Here is a 22,329-nt window from a genome sequence, read left to right as displayed (position 1 = left end):
ACTCCGATACCATCATCAGGTCACAATCATCCTAAGTATTAAATATCAAAAAGATAACCGTTTAACAGTGACAAATATTCAAATGACGTCACAGGCTGATAATAACGAGTTAACGTCTAGCACTATAAAAATTAGAAACCATGCTTAAAAATATACGATTACATATTGAAAAAGATGAAGAAAAACAACAAGAATTGGATCGCTCTTTAGCGGCAACCATTGTAGAAATGCAGCGCAAGAATATTAATAGCTTTGCGCGTAATATTCCCTCGTTAGTTCCGACAATCAAATCTACATCGCTGCAAAATCACTCGTTGTTTAATAATAAGTATGGTGAAATTAATATCGTAGATTACGGTATCGGAAGAACCTTGTATGGATTCCATCCTCTAAACGAAGTAAGCCAGCAAGTGAGCCGTTTTGAACATCACAGTCCAAAAATAACGTTAACTCAAAGCAGCGAAGTAAAATCAGATACAGAAAGCGCAACCTCATCTTCATTAGATTTTCATCAGCTTGCCGCATATCAAAATAGACAAAGCCAGCCGCAGTTAGACGAAGAAATAGAATGCTTAGTCGTATTAGGCTGTGGTTTGGGTTTGCATTTAGAGATGCTGCTTCGTCAACACAAAATCAAATACCTGATTGTTTATGAACCACAGATTCAATTTTTTCAATGCTCGGCATTAGCCATTGATTGGTCTTCAATTTTCGCATTAGCCAAACAAAATGGTACTGGGATTTTCTTACAAATAGAAAAAGATGGACGAAATTTAATTGAAGATATAGAACAATTACAAGAACATGAAGGTATTTCTGAGTTCCGTATTTTCAAACACTACAACCACCCAATTTTTGACGCTATTTTCAATGAACTAACCAAGCGTACTTGGGCTGATATCAAAAAGAATGGCTTTAAAGTCAGCGCTACTGAAAATTACCTCACCTATGTACCTAGCTGGACTCCAGAAATCGATCTTCAAAAATGTAAACCAGTCTGTGAAGAACAAACGCTATTTAGTAAAAATTTAATCGCATTTAAAAAGTTCTATCCGGCTATTTATGAACAATTTAAATCTTACACTCCAGTCAATTGGCTACCTATCGATAATCAAGATAATGAAGTTAATTTATTAAATAAAGAAAATCTCACCACTTGGTATGCTGAATCACCTATTCAAGATTGTGAATTAAACTTCAAAAACTTTTACTCCCAACCCAATAAAGATGGATTAGTTTTAGGTTATACGGGTACCAAATTAGCCCACTACGAACACTATAAATTTGTAAAGAAAACCGAAGAGCTTTTAAAAGAAGCCGAAGATGAAATTGGCGAATTACCCGAAACGGTTGCATCTATCATCATGTTTGGTTTGGGTGTGGGTTATCAGGTAGAGCGTTTGTTGGCAGATCATAAAGTAGAAAAGCTGTTTATTTGTGAACCTAACTCAGATTTTTTCTATGCCTCATTATTTGCCATTGATTGGACCGCAATTTTCGAAAAAATTGAAAAAACAGATGCACGAATTTATCTTAATATTGGTGATGACGGTACGAACTTATTCAGGGATTTATTAACTCAATTCCACTCCATTGGCCCTTACATTTTAAACAATACCTACTTCTATCAAAGCTATTATAACTCTGCATTGAACAGTGCTATTGGCCAACTTCGCGAGCAGTTGCAAGTGGTAATATCCATGGGAGAATATTTTGATCATGCATACTATGGCATCGCTCATACCAAAGAAGGTATGAGACGAAAGATCCCAGTTTTAACTAAAAACCCATCTGCAAAGTTGAGCTACGATGACAAAGAAGTCCCAATATTTATTGTTGGCAATGGACCGTCGTTGGATAGTTCGATAGAAGCGATTAAAGAATGGCAAGACAAAGCAATTATTGTAAGTTGTGGAACCGCATTACAAGTGATGTACAAAAATGGAATTGTACCCGATTTCCACGCTGAAATAGAACAAAATAGAAGTACCTATGATTGGGCAACGTTGATTGGTAGTTTAGATTTTTTAAAAAAGATCACGTTGATATCGTGCAATGGAGTTCATCCAGATACTTGCGATTTATATAAAGATGTTTTGATCGCCTTTAAAGAAGGGGAATCATCTACGGTTTCTGCATTACACGTACTCGGAGAAAAGCACTTCGAAGTGCTTAAACATGCCTTTCCCACTGTAAGTAACTTTGTCTGTGATATTGTCAATTCATTGGGCTTTACAAGTATCTATTTTATGGGCGTAGACTTGGGATTTGTAGATGTAAAACATCATCACTCAAAAGATTCGGGTTACTATCATGAAGATGGAGAAGAGACCTACGACTATGCAGAAAAAAACAATACTTCTTTAATTGTTCCTGGTAATTTTCGTACTTCGGTCAACACTAAACATGAATTTAAAGTATCTCGCCAAATTATCGAACAAGTAACATGGAAAAAGTCTCAATATCAAACTTATTATAATTGCAGTGATGGCGCGAAAATTCACAATACCACTCCACTGCATATAGAAGAGTTGCTGATCGTTTCAACAGAACAACAAAAACAGATGGCTCTCCAGCATGTCCGAACAAGAGCATTTTCTACTGACCATTTAAACGGTTTTGTAGAGAAGTTTGAAGGTACTTTTTTACAAACGAATCTAATTAAAGAAATCAGTGCTATGGAAAAGCTTCTGAGTCAAGATTTGGAGACACTAGAACAGGTAAATCAGATCATTGCGCAGCAAAAAGCCATGTTATTCCACTCTTACCGTAGTGGAAAATCCTTGTTATTTTATTATCTGTACGGAACTGTCAATTATGCCAACGCATTGCTTTTGAAACTATCTTTAAGCTACTCAAATACAAATCAACTTTCAGACAGTGTAGACAAGTGTATGCAAGAGTGGCAGAAAACCATTGGTGAGATAAAAACCCACGCCATTTCAAAAGTTGTTGAATTTGATACTTCAGAAAATCGCAGAGGAATACGAGAAAACCTAATTTTTAGTAATAAAGCGCATAATATCTCTTTATTGGTTGTAACGAACTCTACTGCATTTTCAGATACAATAAAAATTACTGCTGCAGCACACTATGAAAACCTAAATAAAGTTAAAGTAATAACTTACGAAACAGCTCTAAATTACAAGAAAAATGAATTCGATTTCGTGATTTATTTCTTTTCTACCGAATTTAATAACAATAAAGAAAATCTATTAATTGAGTCCAATAAATCACTTCCTTTATTTGGCACTAAAAATAGCCTTTATATTTCTCCTAAAAGCATTTCGGACACCAAAGAATGGGCAAGTGATATAACTGGCTTTTCTGTTATGCCCTGTTGGAATGTGCCATTAGACAAACAAGTTCATCTAATTACAAATATCTATTACCTCGCATGCATTTCTGTGAGAATGGTTTTTTCAAACGTAAAAGCTCCAATGTTAATTTCGAAACATGTCGCTGACAGATCAATAGAAAAATATATAGACTATCTACCTCCTATTAAAGTTTTACGAGAGAACATACTTGTAGATTTTGGACATTTCTGTGCTATTTACTTTGACGAAGTGGACCAACATCAATTGCTTTCTAACTTTGGGACTAGGGGCAAATATATGATAGAAGCGGACAAACAATCTATTTATATAATGGATTTAAGAGAAGAGCAGGAGATCAAGGAAATCCAAAAAATTCACTTACAAAGAAATCCCTACATCGCAGATGATGCAGTTTTTATCCTATAAACAGTTTTAACCATTGAGTTGGAAAAATTATTGCAGCCGGTGGCGATTAAAGTTTCCAACCATTGCTACCCTAAGTTCGCCATCAACTTGAGGTATTCCTCGATGGATTCCGGATTGGTCACTCAAAATTAAGCTGCCCGCAGGAGCCAAGAAGTTAACAGGCGATAAATATCTACTACTCCAGATATCTCTTGCTTTTGCACCTACTTTTTCAGTCAGTCGTAATTCCAAACGATGCACATAAGGCAAATGATTGCTGGCAGGTATGTAACTATAAGGGCCTTGTTTATTATTATTAACATCAGTCAAATACAAAAATGATTTAAATGTATGGCATAGATTATCTATATGGTAACCCCTCGTGTTTGTAACTGAATGATTTCGATATACTTGACTAGTAGAAAATCTATACCCTGAATTATTTTCTACCGCAGCTTGTACCATAGGTAATTTCAGAGTTTTTAAGCATTGTTGGAATAAGTGCGAATTTAATCCTGCCATTTTATCGATATTGAACATATCAAACATATTACCATCGATGCCAAAACTACCTCGTACATTCACTATTGGTCTTGGATAATTGCAAAAATCATGCATATTATTGGCATATACATTTTCTTTTTGCCAGACACCATTTCTAATTTCCCCGAAAGGTTTATCAGAATTGGAGCTTTCTTGTGATATTTGTTGACATAAATTTTCGATAACAACAGAAACGCTCTTAGCGACCTCAGGTGGTATTGCATTTAATATACAGATAACACCATATCGCCTCACGATCTCTGATACTTGTTCGAAACTTACATCGGAATAGTTAACTGTCAAATCATCAAGGCCAATTTCATGTAGATTCCGCATTAACGCTAACTTTCTCAAGAAATCATTTAAGTTATCACCGTTTACTTTGTTAGAGGGTAATTTAATATCTTTCACCAATTGTGGAGTAGCAGAAAAATTATACATTTAGCTTTTCTCAATCAATTCAGTTTTTAATAACATTAACAATATCGACTTAAACTTTAATGTCTTGAATGCTCTGTAATTATCCTCCACAATTTTAATATCGTAGGCATGTACAAAATGCATTAATCAATCTCATAGGATATGATTAGACTTTTATATTTCTATCAAAATGAAATTTCAACATCCCACGCAATATAATGAAGTAATTAGCTTTAACTAAAGTTTTTCTACTAATCATAGATAACTAAAGATGACGGCTAAAGTAGTTTCATAATTATCTAGAGGCACACTCATTGAAAAAAGTAATACTTACTGGTGCAAACGGTCAACTTGGACGTAGTTACATACAAGTACTAATGAAAACTGGTTTTCATGTAATAGCCGTGGACACAAATATAGAAAATCTAGTCCCGACTGAAAATTTAGATATTGTAGAATTAGATATTACTAATGCATCAGATGTTACTCATTTTTATGAAAAAATAGAAGACATTTATGCCTTGGTAAACAATGCCGGAATAGGCGTATTTACTCCTTTCGAAAATAGAACACCTGAAGAATTTATGAGTGTTTTGGAAGTAAATTTACTTGGTACATTTTTGATGTGTCAAGGTGCTATCAAAAACATGAAAAATCGACAAGAAGGTAAAATTGTAAATATCGGCTCAATTTATGGTGTAGTAAGCAGTGATGAGCGAATTTACGGTCAAAGCCAAAGAAATAACTCTGAAGTATACTCGATGAGTAAAGCCGGAGTAATTCAGCTAACAAAATATATGGCTGCACATTTTGGAAAACATAACATTCAGACGAATACTCTTTCACCGGGCGGAACGTTCAATAATCAATCTAAAGATTTTGTCTATAATTACGAACAAAAAACGCCGATGGGCAGAATGGCTTCTCCAGAGGATTTGCATTCTGCGCTATTATTTTTGTTAGATGAAAAATCCAATTATGTCAATGGACAGAACATAGTTGTAGATGGAGGATTTACGTCGTGGTAAGTAACTATTACATTTTGGGCGCGGGCGTAACAGGATTGAGTCTCGCATACGAGTTATTAAAGAAAAATCAACGCGTAACCCTTATAGAAAAAGCAAGCTCAGTAGGAGGTCTCGCTAAAAGTTTGACTTGGCGAAACCGACAAATTGACCTTGGCCCACACATATACCATACGCCAGACAAAGATATTGAAGAGTATTGGCAACAAGAATTTCCTTCATTATTTTACGAAAGACACCATTGGTCTAAAAACCTAAAAGACGGTAACTTTTATGATTACCCAGTAAACAAGGAGTTTATCAATAACCTCCCAAAAGAAATTGGTGACAAAATTAGATATGAGTTAGATAACGTCGACCATGACAAAATAGTAAAAGCAAAAAATTATTATGAATACATAAGAGAACTTGCTGGCGAAACACTGCAGGAGATGTTCTTTATTCGTTATCCTGAAAAACTATGGGGAATGTCGGTCAAAGATTTAGATGCTAATTGGGCGCCTAAAAGAATAAAAATACGTGAAAAATCTGGCCCATTTTTTGAGGGGCAATGGAGTGCGGTAGGAACCGAAGGAAGCGGAACTATTTTAGAAGAGTTGAAAAATAAAGTGATCGCTTTAGGAGGTCAATTTCTTCTAGATGAACAAATTGAGCGACTATCCATAAAAAACAATCGTATCAATAATATTTCTACGACAAAGCGAAACCAAGCGGTTAATGACGACGACATCGTTATTAACACGACATCTTACTGTACTGTAAGTGAATTTTTAGGTCATCAAACAGAGTTGAAGTATCGTGGAGTAACGTTAGTTTATTTAGCTGTCGAAACAGCAAACATATTACCCAATGGCGTTGATTTTATATACGTTGATGACCCTAAAATTTTATTCAACCGTATTTCGGATCAAAATTCATTTGTCAAAAAACCCGATCCCAGTAGCACAATTTTATGTTTTGAAATCACCTATAGCTTAAAAGATAGCGTTGACCTAATGAATGAAAAGCAACTTACCGAGCAAGTAATTAAGCAATTCATGAGTTTAAACCTTATTTCTGACAAGGCACTTATTTTAGATTCAAAAATAGTTAAGTTACCTGAAGTTTATCCAATGTTTTTTCTTGGATACGAAAACGCTCTTGCTAAAACCAAGGCTAAAATTGATGCTATAGAAAACCTTTATACGTTAGGAAGCCTAGCAGAATATGCTTATGCCGACTTACAAGTATTGTTTAGTAAAGCTATTGATTTAGCGGAAATATTAACTGATTCAACATTTAAATTGAATCAAATAGACAAAGCGAGGCCCAGGCTAAATTTTAACCCAAAAGTAAAGCTAGGAAACGAGTGGGTCGGGAACGGTCAATCAACCTATGTTATCGCCGAAATTGGACTGAATCACAATGGTAATTTTACGTTAGCTAAAGAGTTAATAGATAAAGCAATTCTAGCTGGTGTAAATGCTGTAAAATTACAAAGTTATAAAAGCCACTTACGGATTGCGATAGAGGGCAAAACATCTAGGTACGTCGAAAAAGTTCTGAATACTCAAGAAACAGATTATGAAATGTTTAAGAAAAGTGAATTATCACCCGATCAAACGAAAGAATTGTTTGAATATGCAAAACTAAAAGGTATTTCACTATTTTCTACACCGTTTGATCTTGAAAGTGTCGATGAATTAGAAAAACTCGGTGTTGATTGTTATAAAATTGCATCTTTTGACTTAGTCAATTTAGCATTAATAAAGAAAGTTGCAAAGACCGGAAAGCCTTTGGTGATATCAACGGGAATGGCAACATTGAGTGATATTGAAAGTGCATTGACCACGGTTGCATATACTGGCAATAGGAATGTTATTTTACTACACTGCACATCATCTTACCCATGCCCACCAGCATCAATGAATTTAAAAGCAATTGATACACTTAAACAGGCCTTTAATCACCTTCCTGTCGGGTTGTCTGATCATGTTATAGGGGAAGTGGTAACACTTGCTGCCGTCAGCAGAGGAGCAAATATAATAGAGAAGCATTTTACCATGGATAAACGAATGGAAGGTCCTGATCATGTCCTTTCATTGGAACCAAAAGAACTAAAAAATATGGTATCTAATATAAGGCTAATCGAAGAAGCTCTAGGGGATGGTATAAAACAACCAGCTCCAGACGAAATTAGTACGTTAATTCGATTTAGGAAAACCATGTACTCAAGCGTAGCAATCAAAGTAGGTGAGACCATAGAAAGCAAGCATATAGTTTATAAAGGACCGGCTTATGGGCTTTATGCAAAATTCGAAGATATCGTAATTGGTAGTAAAGCAAAAGTAAATATACCGAAAGATACCCCAATTTCATGGGACTTGATTCGTTCTTAGGAGAAAATATGGTTTCATTTATTGAGCAAATTAAAGGGATAATTCAGGAATTATCTTCTTTAAAAGTAAAAACAATATTTACCATTGCAACAACATCTAAAGAAGAAGAAAAACCTTATATTACGCCACTGCGCCTCAATCGCGACTTTGCAGTAGCAGGATGTGTTATCTTTGATCAGAGTTGTTTGTTACAAATAATTAAAATCATCGATGGTGAAGTTGATATTGTTTTAGTTGATACGGAAAAGAAAATTCCTCTTTCAATCCATACGGAGCAAATTACAGATAGTAACTCAATTTATGCAAATAGATTAACTGTTGGGGCTATTGAGACAGGTAATTTGTCTAAAATTTGTTTTCAGCAGATAAAAAAGAGTCAAACGTTCGAGTTTAAGCCTAATGACCTAACTGTAAACAGTGCTTGGTCATTTCTAAGCCAGCGACTTGGAGTTTTAAGTGGAAAAAGAATTGCGCTACTTGGTGCCGGCAATATTGGAAGTAAACTTGCACTTAAACTTGTAGAGTGCGGAGCTGAAGTTCATACATATCGACAACAAGCACATGTGGGTTATCAAATAGCTAGCGGTTTGAATTTAATTAAGCATGAAAATACGCTGTCCAATATTACTTTTCACAATAACTTACTATCTACAACGTTCAATGCAGACGTTGTTATTGGGTGCTCAAATGGTATCCCTATTATTTCTGAAGACGTAGTTCAGACAATTAAAAAAAATGCGCTAATTGTCGATTTAGGTAAAAATAATATTACACATACAGCTATACAATTTGCATTGCTAAATAAACTTGAATTATACCGTGTTGATGTTACTGCAGCTCTTGAAGGGTTTATTTATGAAATGCTAAAAATGGACGAAATCTTATCTTCAGCTTATGGACGCAAAGAATTAGCATATTGTACTTTAGTTTCTGGTGGGTATTTTGGCTCTCATGGCGACATAATAGTAGACAATATCAGTAAGCCCAGCATCATATTCGGCATCGCGAATGGTAACGGTTCAGTGAAAAAAGAACTTTCAACTGAAGATTCGCGCCACCTCGAGAAACTTAAAAGCGAGTTAGGTTAATGCTAAACCAATATGGAAAACCGTCATCCGCACTATTGTTGCAGAAGCAATCTTTTTTTAAAGAAAACCAATCTCATGTAAAAAAGCAAAGAAATATTGCAAAGAACTATATTCAGCAACCTCTGAGAAAAAACTGTAAAAATTGTAAAAATAAGTTACTGCTAGAAAACGACTTTATTAAAGATACTATCCCTTACAAAATTTGCCGAAAATGTACTCACTTAAACGGTGCACATGAAGATACAACTGAGTTTTGTTCTGAGGTATATACAGAAAATGATGCAGTTTACGCGGAAAATTATGAGATCAATGACAAAAGTGGTTATGAATACAGAACTGCAAGTATTTATTCTCCAAAGGCAGAATTTTTGTACACGTCATTAAAAGTAAATAATGTGGATCCTAATAAATTATCTTACTTTGATTATGGTGCAGGTTCAGGTTATTTCGTTTCCGCATTACGTAAACTGGGCTTAAAAGATATTTCCGGAACAGAGGTATCTGAGTACCAAGTTGAATTGGCAAATCAAATGCTAGAAGCAAATCTTATTCAATGCCACTCAATAAATGATAGCCACCTCAGTTTAAGTAACACTGCGGCACAAGTGGTTTCAATGATAGGTGTACTGGAACACTTACAAACTCCTCGAATAGCGATGGCTGCTTTAGCAAAAAACAAAAACGTAGAATATATTTTCATATCAGTACCCACGTTTAGTCTTTCGGTTTATTTAGAGCTATTAGATGACAATTTATTTCATCGACAATTACATGGTGGCCATACTCATTTATTTACTGAAAAATCTCTAAATCATTTATGCAATGAATTCAATTTTGAGGTAATAAGCCAATGGTGGTTTGGTACAGATCTGGTCGATCTTTACCGACAACTTAGTGTAAATTTGGAACAAAAAAATGTTTCTGAATACATGAAAACACACTTAAAAAAAACAATGACAAGCTACTTAGATAATGCGCAGTTGGAACTCGACAAACAACGACAGTCATCGGAAGTACATATGCTTTTGAGGAAGAAAATTGACTAAACTACTTGTGGTGATACCAGCAAGATCTGGAAGTAAGTCACTACCCAATAAAAACATCCGGCTACTTAATGGTAAACCACTCATTGCGCACTCTATCGAATACGCTACTAGTAGTGCGATAGTCAATAAAACGATTATTTCAACAGATAGTCAAAATTACGCGGATATTGCGATGCAGTTTGGTGCTGAAGTACCATTTATTCGTCCTGCAGAGTATTCTCTGGATACGAGCCAAGACTATGAATTTATGCGTCATGCATTAGATTTTTTTAAAGCTAAAAATGAACATTATGATTATTTGGCTTTGTTGAGACCAACCTCCCCATTGAGGCCGCCTAAACTACTAGAAAAAGCGCTAGAAATTCTAAAAAAAATACCATCTGCCAGTGCTGTTCGTACCGTTGCTCAAGTTAAAGAGCATCCCTACAGAGTTTGGCGCCCCAAAGATGACGGCAGTATTGAAGGCTTTGTTGATCAACAGCATGAACCGTATAACTTACCTAGGCAGCAATTACCATTGTTGTATTTTCAAACAGGTGATCTCGAAATGGTGCGATCATCGACTTTATTAGCGGGTTCTGTTTCGGGCAATGAAGTTTATCCACTAGTACTAAAACATGACCAAATGATAGACATAGATAGCGACGCTGACTTTAATATTGCAGAAGATAAAATAAGATGAAATTTTTAATTTGTGGAATGGGCTCTATAGGCGTGCGCCATTTTCAAAATCTAAAGCACTTAGGATTTAATGATATTAGTTTATACAGTACAGGCAATAGTAATTACCCTAAAATCGAAGAGCTAACTAAGGATATCCCTCGCTATAACAATTTAAATCAAGCTCTTGCCCAAAATCCTGACGTTTGCATGATTACCAACCCTACTTCTATGCATGTTGAGACTGCAATTGAAGCAGCTAATAAGGGTTGTCATTTATATATTGAGAAGCCACTTTCACATAATCTAACTAATCTTGCAGAATTGAACAAAATCATTAATCAAAAGAATTTAATAACTTTTGTGACATATCAATTTAGATTTCATCCTCACATTCAGCTGCTAAAAGATTTATTACATAATGAAAACCAATATGGCGATGCTGTTTGGGCACAAGCAGAATGGTCTGAATATCTTCCAGATTGGCACCCTTGGGAAGATTACAAACAAAGTTATAGTGCAAAAAAAGAGCTTGGAGGTGGGGTACTAAGAACCCAAATTCATCCTTTAAATTATTTAGAGTATTTATTTGGAGACATTGAACACCTAACAGCAACAACTCAGAGTACAGGTATATTAGATATTGACGTAGATGATATAGCAGATATTCAGATTAGTTTTAAAAGTAAAATTAATGCCACAGTTCATGTTGATTACATACAAAAACCCCGAGTGCACAAATTAAAAATTGTGACAAACAAAGGAAGATTTCATTGGAATTGTCATTTAAATTCTTTAAAATTCATAAATTTAGAGAATAAGATAACAGAGTTTACCAATGAAAATTTCGAGAGGAATGATATGTTTGTTAAGATGCTGGAAGAATATATAGATTGCGTTAATAACAAAACGCCGACAAGTTTCTCTATAGAGCAAGCAAGCAAGGAGTTATCTTTATTGTTAGGGGAATGACCTAAAAAAGCCCTATAACTGAATAAGCTCAACAGATTTAGGCAACTTACTATAAAACAATCTCGTCACTTGACTATAATTATAAAGTGTACTTCCATAAACTTTGATATCTTGCATGTTATTAATCACCCTATCAGATGGTCGATAACATTTAAGTGTTATTTGAGGAAAGCACATATTAATTATAAAAAAAGCGGTCGATACATAACCATGAAACGTTGCGGGGGGATGTTGTTGCATTAATAACCATAATTCAATAGAAGTCGACGGTGCTATAAATTCAAATTGTGGGAACGTTGATTTTATTTCTGATTGATGGTCAGCTGACTCTCCTCGATGAGGGAAGTAAATAATTTTGCCCTTACAGTTGGAATTAATTTTATCCAGCATTTGCAAATATTCTGTTTTATCACAAAAGCCACGATCGACTATTTTAGCGCCAATAATGACCTCGGTAGACTTATCAATGTTTGTATATTGTCGATGTAATTTAGCTAAAGTATTCGGAAACACTTTTTTACCTGTAACTTTCTCTCGATAAAAAATTGTAAACAAATCAATATCAGAATCACTTTGGGGCACAATTCCATAGTTTAGTTTAATGTCCTCGGCGTATTGCCGTCTTGCCGATGTTCCAAAATTAGGTAATGCGAAAAAAGCGTTATTCGGTAAATGAAAATGAATGAATGCAAGTGTTATTGAACCATCATCAAGCATAATCCTTTTACTTTTTTGAAAACCATCAATAAGGTCTTTTTGCCATTGAACACGAAAATCAGAAAAAAAGACATACTGAAACGAGTTACGATCTATCTTACTCAATACGTCTCCATAGTAGCCTATGCGGTCTTCTAACGACTTTTTATATAAATAAGATGGCTCTAAAAAATGAATTGTTTTCTTAACGTTTTTCAAATTTTCAAGAACGCTTCGCATTTGACGACTAGCCTCTGTGTTCTCATCAGCGTGAAAAACAATATGCAATTCATTGATTTTAAAGTAATCAATAGCTTCACTTAAACAAATTATGTGAAATGGCGCACTAACAAGTGCAAATGCTTTCATTAGTCCACCTTACTAAACAATAACTCGACTGAGCGATAAAAACTAAAGTCACGAGGTAAATTAACGACTTCATAGCCAAGATTATTTAATCGAGTGATTAAGCGAGTGACTCTTAAATAGAAATCACAAAACTCTTCTAAGTTTGGACGTATGTTTTCAAACTCTGCCACAATTTGACTTGGTAAAGAAAACTCTTGCTCAAGGAGATCCTCAAGTAGAGGTAACGCAGCGCCTTCAATGTCCATTTTAAGAATATCTATTTTGTTATGACCTAACTCACTCATAATTGTCTTCAAGGATTTACAGGTCGCTTCAAATATCCCACCGTCGTGTTTAATAAACATAGAAGGGCTTCTTCCTCTATCTTTTGAATACATAAAAGGCATTTTGCTGTCTTTAATCCAAACACCAATAGGAAAAAAATGTAAATTTATATCCTTCTGTTTACTCATATACTCTGCAGCAATTGGAGCAGGATCAAACAAATAGACGTTTGTTTGAAAACGACTTATCGCAGCTTTGTCGAAAGAAATATCGGTCAAAACACCTAATGAATAAATTATTGGTGATTGCTTATATAGGATCCGAGAATCCAAGTAATAATTGCCAACTTTAACGTAATTTTCATTTATTGTGGGCAGGGACTTTTCAAATCTTTTAGCAATAACTCTAAATGGATCGAATTTATAAAGAAAGTAATCTTCAAGAGCAAAAGCAAGCTGTTGTTTTTTCAGTCGATAAAATCTCCTAAATTCTCCCTTAAGATATCGCTTAAGTCGTTTCTTTTTGGTGTAAAACTTAAGGTCTGAAATTAATCCGTGTTCAGTTGGCAAGTTTATATATCCTTCAAAAATTTAGTAAAATTAGAATTAAGAATTACTAACTCTATAACTAACTTGAGCTAACTATAAAAATTTTCTCTTCTTCAATAAAACCGAATTTGTTTTTTTTCTGAGGATATAATCTATCACTAGACTTCCAATCGAAAACTTGAACATCAAAACCTGCTTCTCGCAATTTATTTGGGTAATCTTGCCCATATAATCTTACATGGTCTTCCTGTCCAAAAGCATGTAGACGAGCCTCTTCGGTTTTTATAGTTAGATCTTCATATGTGTGTTCGCTGTTTAGAGAAATAGGTACCTGGAGAATTGCAACGCCAGTGTTATTTTTTAATACACGCTTAAGTTCATTCAACGCTTTTTTATCATCAGGAATATGCTCTAATATGTGATTAGCGATAATTAAATCAAAATGCTCTTCTGGGAAAGGAATGTCGGTCATGTCAATTGTCAAATCAACATTTCTTGCGTTTAAATCAGCTGTTATGTATTGTGAAAATATACTCTTTAATTTACGACTTAATACTGTTTCTGGTGCAAAGTGAAGAACCCTTATATTGTCACTTAAAAGAGATGTCTGGTGCTTTAAAAACATATAAATTAATCTTTCTCTATCTAAACAACCGCAGATAAAACATCGCGCATTTTCTCTTCTACCGCCGCCAACAACTTGCTTTTCATACATGACTGGCAAATCGAAGCCATAGGGCTTAAAGCTACCCATATAAAAATTACACATGGGACATTTATGTTTAAAACCACTCACTTCTTTCCAGCGTTTTAATCGCCTTATTAACCTCGCGAATTCCACTACTTTCCCTCAATATGACCATTTCTTTTAGAGTAAACTATGTTTATAAACAACTTATCGACCAATTTGTAAAATCAGTTAATTTATATGCTCAGCTAAAAAATAAATTGAATTCATTATTTCTTAAAAAAGTGTTTGACACGTCTATAGTCAAAGGCGATTGCTTGCTTCAACAGATCAAAACCGAAATTGCGGCTATTTTTCAACCCTTCAAATCCAAATAATTTTACAAACAACATTACTCCCATAAGCCCATTTCTCCATGCTTGACGTCGAAACATCCCCATTAACAATAGTCTTACTTGTTCTTGATTGTAATTCGATTTAGGCAATGCTTGTAAAATCGTTTTTATAATAGATGCAGAGCGCCTCATGTGAACTAAAGTGAAATTGAGGCTTAACTTTTGAGCTGGATATACCAACATCCTAGCAAGTACTTCTGTTTCAGCCTCGCAATCAAAGGCTTTTAGTTGAGATTGAACATTCTCTAAACACCCCTGATTTTGACGATATTTATGAGCGATAGTCTCTTGACCGCTATGCTCGCGATAAACCATTAACGGTTCCTCAACTAATCCAATTTTACCAAATTTAGACAATTCAACCCAGAATAGATAGTCGCTTGCTCCAGATATCCAGGTTCTAAATTTGATATTATTAATACGGCAAATGTCTACCCTAAACATGCTCCCAGGGTTGAAAACATAATTATAGAACAATAAGTATTCTGGGGATAAATAACTTTCAGAAACTGCAATAAGTTTTGTGTGTTGCTTGTTCTTCTTATAATAGTGACAGGTGCAATTGACATATTCTGGATGGCTATTTAAAAACCCTATTTGTTGTTCAATACGGTTCGGCTCCGCGATATCGTCAGCATCCATCCATGCGGCGATGTCTGTATCACACAATTCAAGTAATTTATTTCTACTAGCTATAATACCCAAGTTTTCAATATTACGATGGATTTTGACCCTTTCATCTTTTGCAGAAAACTGCTGGGCAATATCTAGAGTATTATCCGTAGAGCCATCATCTAAAACCAAAACAATCAAGTTTTGATAACTCTGTCTCAAAATCGACTCTAATGCTTCAGACAAGTATTCTTCAACATTAAAGCATGGTATTAAAACAGAAATGGGGACAGACATAGTTTATTTTGCATCACGAACTAGCAGAGCTAACTCATGTCCTTTTACTAACGGTTTTAGTCAACTAAATATACTAACTTAAACTATCGTTGTTTCTTAAGAGTTTTTTGTAAAGTGAAACCGTTTTATTGATAAAAACCTCATCAGAGTAAGACTCTAATGCGACATTCCTACTTGTTGTACTCTGTAGCTTTAGGTCCTCGATACGGAGCATGGCTATTTCGCTATATAATTCTTTCCAGTTTCCCGTTTTAACCAAATAGCCATTAATACCATTTGTTATCATCTCGACGATTCCTCCAGTTGCATAACCATATACAGGAGTACCTGCGGCTAGAGATTCCAATACAACGAGTGGGAAGTTATCTGCTTTGCTGCAATTCAAAAATATATCAGCCGCGTTATATAGTTTATTTAATTGCTCTTCTTCTGTCACGTAACCTACAAAGGTACAATCAAGCCCTTCAAAATGCTGTTTGTCAGTTGGTGTAACTTTACCAACAACAATAATTTGAATATTAGAGCCTAAGCTATGTAAAACTTTTAACGCATCATCGGTACCTTTAAATGGACTGTTAATGCGATACGCGATAATTAATAAAGTTAACTTTTGCGGGTTTAAGCCCAATGTTATTTTCACTTCACTTTTATCCATTGGAAAAAAGGTATTAGTATCAACACTGTTGTTAATGACTGATATTTTTTTTGGATCGACCCCGCTCAAGCTGGCTTGACTTTTTAAAAAAATAGAAGGCGAGACAAGATGTAATTTTTTACTATGTAGCCAACGTTTTAATCTTAAATGAAAGCGAGTTAAATCAAGTGTCCCTCGTACTGGCCAACTTAACTTTTGAGGACATTTTCCACAATAAGACGTGAAACGAGCGCAACCTAAAGGATTGATACAACCTCCAGTAAAAGGGGAGAAATCATGCATTGTCCAGACAATGGTAAAGTGTCTAGACAAAAGAGCTATCGTAATAGGAGAAAGCGCTGTAGTGATATCATGGAAGTGAATGATATCGATTTTCAAACGCTTCATTTCAGATTTAAGATAGGGATATTCCAACGGAACACTTTCTTGAAAGCCAAGACTTTGAAATCGATATTTAAGCCATTTAAAAAGCTTTTCATAAGGACCAAATAAATTACTTTGATTGGCCTGATAACCGTACTCAGAGTCCCTTCGAAAATGATGGCAAAAGTGGCCGTTTTGCTGCAGCAATCTAGCTAAAGTCGTTGCGACTTTACTGCCACCACCGCCTAAATTTGCTGCTTTAGAGATAATGGCTACTCGCACTGTAATTCCCCTACAAACTCAAAATTTCGAACATTTCACAGTTATTTTGGATAAATTGTTCGCGTAAATTTTTAGTAATTTCATCTTTAAACCTTTTGGAACATATAACGATTTTTTCGCAATTTGATTCTAAAGCGTGATTTAATGATACAACGTCATAACCTAAATGCTGGAATGGTCCATATACTTCAGCTTTACGGTCTATGACCATATCGACTTTGAGAGCATTTTTATTTAGGTGTGGCAGTAACTTTTCGAAGAAAACGCCAGCGCCGTATACGCTAAAGTTTGTCCATCCCCTGGCTAATATTCGTTCGGCTAAGTCAGCGGCATCATTTTCAGTGTCTAGAGATAATAACCCATGCTGTTTTTGCATAAATGTATCTGACAATAAATTCAAGATTGCTTGTGGCCAATGCAAATTATCAATTTTCCATTTAATATTTCTACTAAATTCAAGATAGGCACATTCAACCCCTAGCTGTTTAACCTGTTCGATTTGATTAGTACTAATTACGGCGTAGGCGTTACTCGAGCCAAAATTATCTTGTTGCATGATTTGGGTTAGTAGTTCAGCTTCCCCTTTAGTAGGGTATTGAACATACCGCAAGAGTATATTCATAACTTCTGCATTGCTAATGTTTTTAAAGCCTAATTGGTGATGGTTGTCCACATAGTCGATTGCGCCGTCCAAAAATGCATTTACTAGTGCGGTGTTAGCTTTTAACTTTGGGGCTAATATTGGAGTTCCAAGATGATCATCCGCGTAACGTAGCGTTGTACCACGATCACCTAATAAAAAGGTTTCAATACATTCAGAAGACCTACAAAGCAGCCTCCTTAAATTATGGCTATCGTTAGCAGCATTGATAAAACTATAATAAGCCGTCGTTTGTGAATTTCGATAAATCCTGTCGGATGAAATAAACAATAAATTTGCAGCACAACTTTGGCTAAATATCATTTGAAGATAATGCTGAATTGTCCCTCCATATCCAAAATCGACGACGGTACATTGCTCAAAAGGAGTGGAAATTTGCGAATTATAATAGGAAAAAAAGCGTTCTTTTTGCTGTTTAACAACATTTTTTATTTTGCCTATGTTCTCTTTCGCTAACTTATTTAGATGGCTAAGTAAGCTATTTCCTTGGTAATAAAGACCCTCAGCATTTTTTATAAGATCTAATTTAAATTCACCGTGCAGTGCATCCGGTGGTAGTTGAAAATCACGATAGAAATCATCAACTTTATATCCACGTCTAGAAAACATTAAGGTAACGAGTTCATTTAGCCAATTTTTTGAGTCAAAATTGATAGAGGGCCAAAGAGCAGATTTACGGGAAACAAATAGTTTCTTAACGTCTATATTTTCAATTTCTCTCTGTGAAAGTCTCAATGAGATAAGCGGGGCAAAAACTTCGGCTTCACGCATTAAACATAGAATGGTTGCGCTTTTTACTTTAATAGTTATATCTATCACCCAATCAGCGAAAGCGAAAAGAGCAGGCCCCCAAACAAAAGCACCTAACTCAAATGCTGTCCGCTCAACAACATGATCAGCGTTACTTTTTGAATAAGTTGCTACTATTTGTCGGACAGCATTTGAATTGCAGTTTAATGGAGAAATTGATCGTTCAGTTTTAAAAATTTGCACTGCACTGAGTTCGCCCGATGCATGAATAGCATGTAAGCCAACTTGTTTGGGTAATTCAAAGTCCGACTTTATATTGTCTCCTACATGTAACCATTGAGAATACTCCAGACCTAATTGTTGTTTAACATGTTTAAACAACAGTCCCGAAGATTTGTTTTTGCGATATTCTGAAGACACAAATAGTGGGACTTGGCGAATTTTTTCATCGTTATTAAGGAATGTATTTTGAATTTGCTCTTTACTTAAATACATATCAGACAAAAATATCACAAGGATACCTTTTTGACTTAGGGACTCAGCAAGTTTAACCATGGGTTGATAAAGAAAAGAATATTCAGCTTCAGTAATGAGTTCACTTTTCAATAGAGTCTGTTTTATTGACTCAGTGAACGGCATATAGTCATAAATTTCTTCTAACGTCACTTCTTTGCTGAACGACTGTTTTTTGGCTTTTCTTTCAGCAAACACTCTCAACTCTTGAAATTCTTTATTTTCAAGGCCTAAGAGCAGTTCATCTTTCACCTTGGTATACGCGAGAGAAAAAATATCAGCAGGTTTTGATACTTTCCTGAAAATTAACGTATCAAATAGGTCAAGAGAAACCACTTTAATATTATGGTTTTCAACAAAAGAATTAATGTCAGAGATCAACGAAAACATATAGCTTACCCGTTAAACAGCGTGAATAATAAAAGTCAAAGTTATTTATCAACATCGAGCAGCCAATAGCTTTAAAGCTTCATCAAAAATCACTGCAGAGCTTTTTCCGATATTGTTAGTTTCATACAGCTTTTCCTTTAGCTCTTGTCTTTTGCTTTCAAAGTCATCCTTGTCTAATGAACTTAAAATACTGGCAAATAAACTTGGTAAATCCTCAGGTTTTAGGCCGGGGGTGCTTTTCTCGAAATCGAGCATGAAGTCGCCGTGGCGCTTTACGTATTCCATTTTGTCATAAATAAAAAATACGATGGGCTTATCCAAAAGCAGATAATCAAAATAGATTGATGAATAATCTGTAATTAATAACGATGACATGGCTAACAACGGATAAATATCACTGGTACTGGGATAAAAAACAATATTGTGTTGATAGTCCGGTGTAAACTGATAATCATCATTTTCCATTGAGTCAAAAAATGATTCTGGACGAATGAATGGGTGCATCTTCAATACAATAAGTAAATCATGTTGCTTAGCAAACTTATTTAACTTGTCTAGATTGATGGGGTTGTTATCAAAAGAGTCCCCACGCCATGTTGGGGTATAAACAATCAGTTTATTATTTGAAGTTTTCGCCCAAGCATATATATCTTGATCAACCAGCGCTAAACTTTTTTTATTATCGCCTTGTTCAAATAGTACATCGTTTCTGGGATACCCAGAGTTAATAATTCTTTTATAATCAAAAATTTCTGAAAAGGCGTAATCTGTCACAAAATCTGAAGTTGATATAACTAAATCATATTTTACGGCTTTGTAATTAGCCAGATGACCAATTTTTTTAAGAGGAATACCATGCCATATTTGAATGGTTTTCGCGTCATTAATTGCGTAGCGTAAATCTTGGGTGATGGGGTTATGATCTAACACCATCAGTTTAGATCTTAGGCTGTAAAAAATGAATAACCATGAGTTAATGTCGATTATCTTGAAACCAAGAGGTTTTAACAACGCGATTTGATTTTTATTGTCGGTGGCTATTACCGCATTAATTCTTTGCTGATTTTCAAAGTACAAGTAGAGCTGTTTGATGTTAAGGTCAATGAACCCCTGCCCTAAAAATAGTACGTTGTTATCACGTTGCATGTATTTTTTAAAATGTCGCTGTAATACTAAATGGATTCCTGGCAAAGCATTACTTTTGGTTTTTTGCCACCAGAGTTTGAAGTTAGATATTTGTCGGAAACCCTCATTGTAAATCACCAACTGTCGTTTTGAATTGGCAAGGCCAATTTGTTTCAAAGCTTTGTTTATTTCTAGGCCATAATTAGGGGAAATAATAAGTACTTTATCGAACTTTTTCTGAGCTAAATCATCAGGAGAGATGATATCTTGCCCCTGCTTGCTTTTATCCACAAAACCTAAAAAATTGATACTGGAGTCTTGCTCAAGATAGCGCTTAAGCTTTTCAGACATTGGTGTAAATGGGGTAATATAAACGGACTGTCCAGGTTTGAGGCCAAGCAGCTCTATTTGTGGTGACATATTATTTCCATAACTGCTTTTTGACTCTTTCTCTTCGTCCAACATCTTGCAAAACAACAATCATTATAAAATCACCTATTCCAATGCTTTTACAATATCCAGCACACCATCCAAACCTTGTTTGATTTTTTGGATTGCTTCACTATCTATTTGTGACAGTGCTTTTTTTAAACTTGTTGTTGAAATACTAGGAGTACGTGGCAAATAAATGACCTCACACAACGTCTGAAGCTCATCAAATTTACCTTCCCAGTCAGCACCAATACCAAACACATCGACATCGTGCTGTTTGATATCCACGGCTTTTTGTGTCCAGTCATTTTCAGGTATCACTAAGTCAACGCAACGTAATGCACCGACTATTTTTGCTCTTTCTGCATACCCATAAATACATTGTTTACCTTTAAGCAGATTAAATTCATCGGTAGATACCCCGACGATGAGCTTATTGCCAAGTTCTTTAAGGCGCTCCAACATATTTACATGACCTATATGAAGGAGGTCAAAGGTGCCATAAGTTAGAATTGTTTTCACCGTAAATACCCTTAATAAACGGTAGATGATTTAATATCATCCAAGGTCCAATCTGATTTCGGGGTTTGCCAATCACCATAATGGCGACTCAAATATCCTTCGACATCATTTGGAATAAAAATTGACTTACCTCGGAAGGTAAATGGAACAACCTTTCGCATGTGGCGACTTGGCATCGAAAAGCCGCGCGATGCAATAGCATAGTCCATCACTTCTTGATCTAAATACTTAACGAAAAAGTCGATAAATGGAAGCCGACTAGAATTGTTCAAAGGTGCAAGTTTAAAACTTCTAGTCGCCCCCACTTTTACTAAACCGAATGGCTTCTCAGCAAAGTATTCTGTTATTCCCCAAGGTTGTTTAGAAACCGTCTCCAATGCAGTTAATAATGTTTTTTGCTGCTGCTTTATGGTTTCAATATCGTCACTCAATACTGCAAAATCAAAATCGTCATCCCAAGGAATAAAAGCATCATCGCGATATATACCTAACAATGTGCCGGCATCCACGTGATAGTGGATATCACATTGCGTTAACGCCTCACATAATGCCAATAATAATTGTTCTGAACTCTGTTGAATATCTTCACTGTCGCCAAAATGAAAGCGTTTTATTTGTGTCGCGTGAAGAATATTAATCTTATCTGCGGGAATATTTTCTTGCTGCTTTAACTGCTGATTAATTTGTTCAAAATACTCGCTGGCGATCATAATGAAATCATATTCAAGGCAGTGTAATTGATTAACTGAAATGATTGGGAGGCCATCTAAAACACAACCAACTTTACTTACGTCGTTATCACAAAAAGCTAAAATACAGAACTTGGACTGCAGATTTTGTTTTGCAGCAATTCCTGCTTGCCCTGCCCCAAAAATAATAACTTTCTGCTTCAAAATACTCGCCTCAACTG

The 22,329-nt window shown here is 35.2% G+C and carries 17 protein-coding genes; 7 read left to right on the top strand and 10 right to left on the bottom strand.

Features of this window, described 5'->3' with window-relative positions:
- Positions 1–140: 140 nt before the first annotated feature.
- Positions 141–3,746: a 6-hydroxymethylpterin diphosphokinase MptE-like protein gene (locus tag Q4567_RS01455; protein ID WP_303499083.1), complete on the top strand. Its 3,606-nt coding sequence runs from the start codon at positions 141–143 to the stop codon at positions 3,744–3,746.
- A gap of 27 nt (positions 3,747–3,773) precedes the next feature.
- Here Q4567_RS01455 and Q4567_RS01450 read toward each other — a convergent pair whose 3' ends face one another.
- On the bottom strand, positions 3,774–4,709 hold the full coding sequence (locus Q4567_RS01450; protein WP_303499081.1) for a hypothetical protein: 936 nt from the start codon (positions 4,707–4,709) through the stop codon (positions 3,774–3,776).
- Between the two features lie 293 nt (positions 4,710–5,002).
- On the opposite strand from Q4567_RS01450, the gene Q4567_RS01445 reads away from it, so the two are divergent.
- From Q4567_RS01445 to Q4567_RS01420, 6 genes are read left to right on the top strand one after another with little or no spacing between them, the layout of a single operon-like run.
- On the top strand, positions 5,003–5,716 hold the full coding sequence (locus Q4567_RS01445; protein WP_303499080.1) for an SDR family oxidoreductase: 714 nt from the start codon (positions 5,003–5,005) through the stop codon (positions 5,714–5,716).
- Positions 5,710–8,091: an FAD-dependent oxidoreductase gene (locus Q4567_RS01440; protein ID WP_303499078.1), complete on the top strand. Its 2,382-nt coding sequence runs from the start codon at positions 5,710–5,712 to the stop codon at positions 8,089–8,091. Before Q4567_RS01445 ends, Q4567_RS01440 begins: the two co-directional genes overlap by 7 nt.
- An 8-nt stretch (positions 8,092–8,099) precedes the next feature.
- Positions 8,100–9,179: a hypothetical protein gene (locus Q4567_RS01435; RefSeq protein ID WP_303499076.1), complete on the top strand. Its 1,080-nt coding sequence runs from the start codon at positions 8,100–8,102 to the stop codon at positions 9,177–9,179.
- A complete protein-coding gene (locus Q4567_RS01430) occupies positions 9,179–10,225 on the top strand; it encodes a class I SAM-dependent methyltransferase (protein WP_303499074.1) in 1,047 nt (348 codons plus the stop codon). Before Q4567_RS01435 ends, Q4567_RS01430 begins: the two co-directional genes overlap by 1 nt.
- Complete coding sequence (locus tag Q4567_RS01425) at positions 10,218–10,907, top strand: acylneuraminate cytidylyltransferase family protein (protein WP_303499073.1); 690 nt, start codon at positions 10,218–10,220, stop codon at positions 10,905–10,907. The genes Q4567_RS01430 and Q4567_RS01425 overlap by 8 nt, the downstream gene beginning before the upstream one ends.
- Positions 10,904–11,857: a Gfo/Idh/MocA family protein gene (locus Q4567_RS01420; RefSeq protein WP_303499071.1), complete on the top strand. Its 954-nt coding sequence runs from the start codon at positions 10,904–10,906 to the stop codon at positions 11,855–11,857. The genes Q4567_RS01425 and Q4567_RS01420 overlap by 4 nt, the downstream gene beginning before the upstream one ends.
- Positions 11,858–11,869: 12 nt before the next feature.
- Here Q4567_RS01420 and Q4567_RS01415 read toward each other — a convergent pair whose 3' ends face one another.
- From Q4567_RS01415 to Q4567_RS01375, 9 genes are all read right to left on the bottom strand, one after another.
- Positions 11,870–12,922: a hypothetical protein gene (locus Q4567_RS01415; RefSeq protein ID WP_303499069.1), complete on the bottom strand. Its 1,053-nt coding sequence runs from the start codon at positions 12,920–12,922 to the stop codon at positions 11,870–11,872.
- The gene (locus tag Q4567_RS01410; protein WP_303499068.1) at positions 12,922–13,755 is read right to left on the bottom strand and encodes an FkbM family methyltransferase; all 834 of its coding nucleotides are present in this window, start codon (positions 13,753–13,755) and stop codon (positions 12,922–12,924) included. The genes Q4567_RS01415 and Q4567_RS01410 overlap by 1 nt, the downstream gene beginning before the upstream one ends.
- Before the next feature lie 58 nt (positions 13,756–13,813).
- The gene (locus Q4567_RS01405) at positions 13,814–14,530 is read right to left on the bottom strand and encodes a class I SAM-dependent methyltransferase (RefSeq protein ID WP_303499067.1); all 717 of its coding nucleotides are present in this window, start codon (positions 14,528–14,530) and stop codon (positions 13,814–13,816) included.
- A gap of 161 nt (positions 14,531–14,691) precedes the next feature.
- A complete protein-coding gene (locus Q4567_RS01400) occupies positions 14,692–15,726 on the bottom strand; it encodes a glycosyltransferase family 2 protein (protein WP_303499066.1) in 1,035 nt (344 codons plus the stop codon).
- Between the two features lie 73 nt (positions 15,727–15,799).
- Positions 15,800–17,026, bottom strand: a complete 1,227-nt coding sequence (locus Q4567_RS01395; protein ID WP_303499065.1) for a glycosyltransferase — start codon at positions 17,024–17,026, stop codon at positions 15,800–15,802.
- 10 nt (positions 17,027–17,036) lie between these two features.
- Entirely contained in the window at positions 17,037–19,340 is a 2,304-nt protein-coding gene (locus Q4567_RS01390) for an HAD-IA family hydrolase (RefSeq protein WP_303499063.1), read from the bottom strand.
- Between the two features lie 48 nt (positions 19,341–19,388).
- The gene (locus Q4567_RS01385; protein ID WP_303499062.1) at positions 19,389–20,885 is read right to left on the bottom strand and encodes a CDP-glycerol glycerophosphotransferase family protein; all 1,497 of its coding nucleotides are present in this window, start codon (positions 20,883–20,885) and stop codon (positions 19,389–19,391) included.
- Positions 20,886–20,960: 75 nt separating this feature from the next.
- Positions 20,961–21,419, bottom strand: a complete 459-nt coding sequence (locus tag Q4567_RS01380; RefSeq protein WP_303499061.1) for an adenylyltransferase/cytidyltransferase family protein — start codon at positions 21,417–21,419, stop codon at positions 20,961–20,963.
- Positions 21,420–21,430: 11 nt separating this feature from the next.
- Positions 21,431–22,312 carry a LicD family protein gene (locus Q4567_RS01375; protein WP_303499060.1) on the bottom strand — a complete coding sequence of 294 codons (882 nt, stop codon included), beginning with the start codon at positions 22,310–22,312 and terminating at the stop codon, positions 21,431–21,433.
- Positions 22,313–22,329 lie beyond the last annotated feature (17 nt).

Source organism: Aliiglaciecola sp. 2_MG-2023, from assembly GCF_030548145.1.
Taxonomy (GTDB): Bacteria; Pseudomonadota; Gammaproteobacteria; order Enterobacterales; family Alteromonadaceae; genus Aliiglaciecola; species Aliiglaciecola lipolytica_A.
The sequence above is the reverse complement of the archived record's forward strand: the minus strand, read 5'-3'. Positions and strand labels throughout refer to the sequence as shown.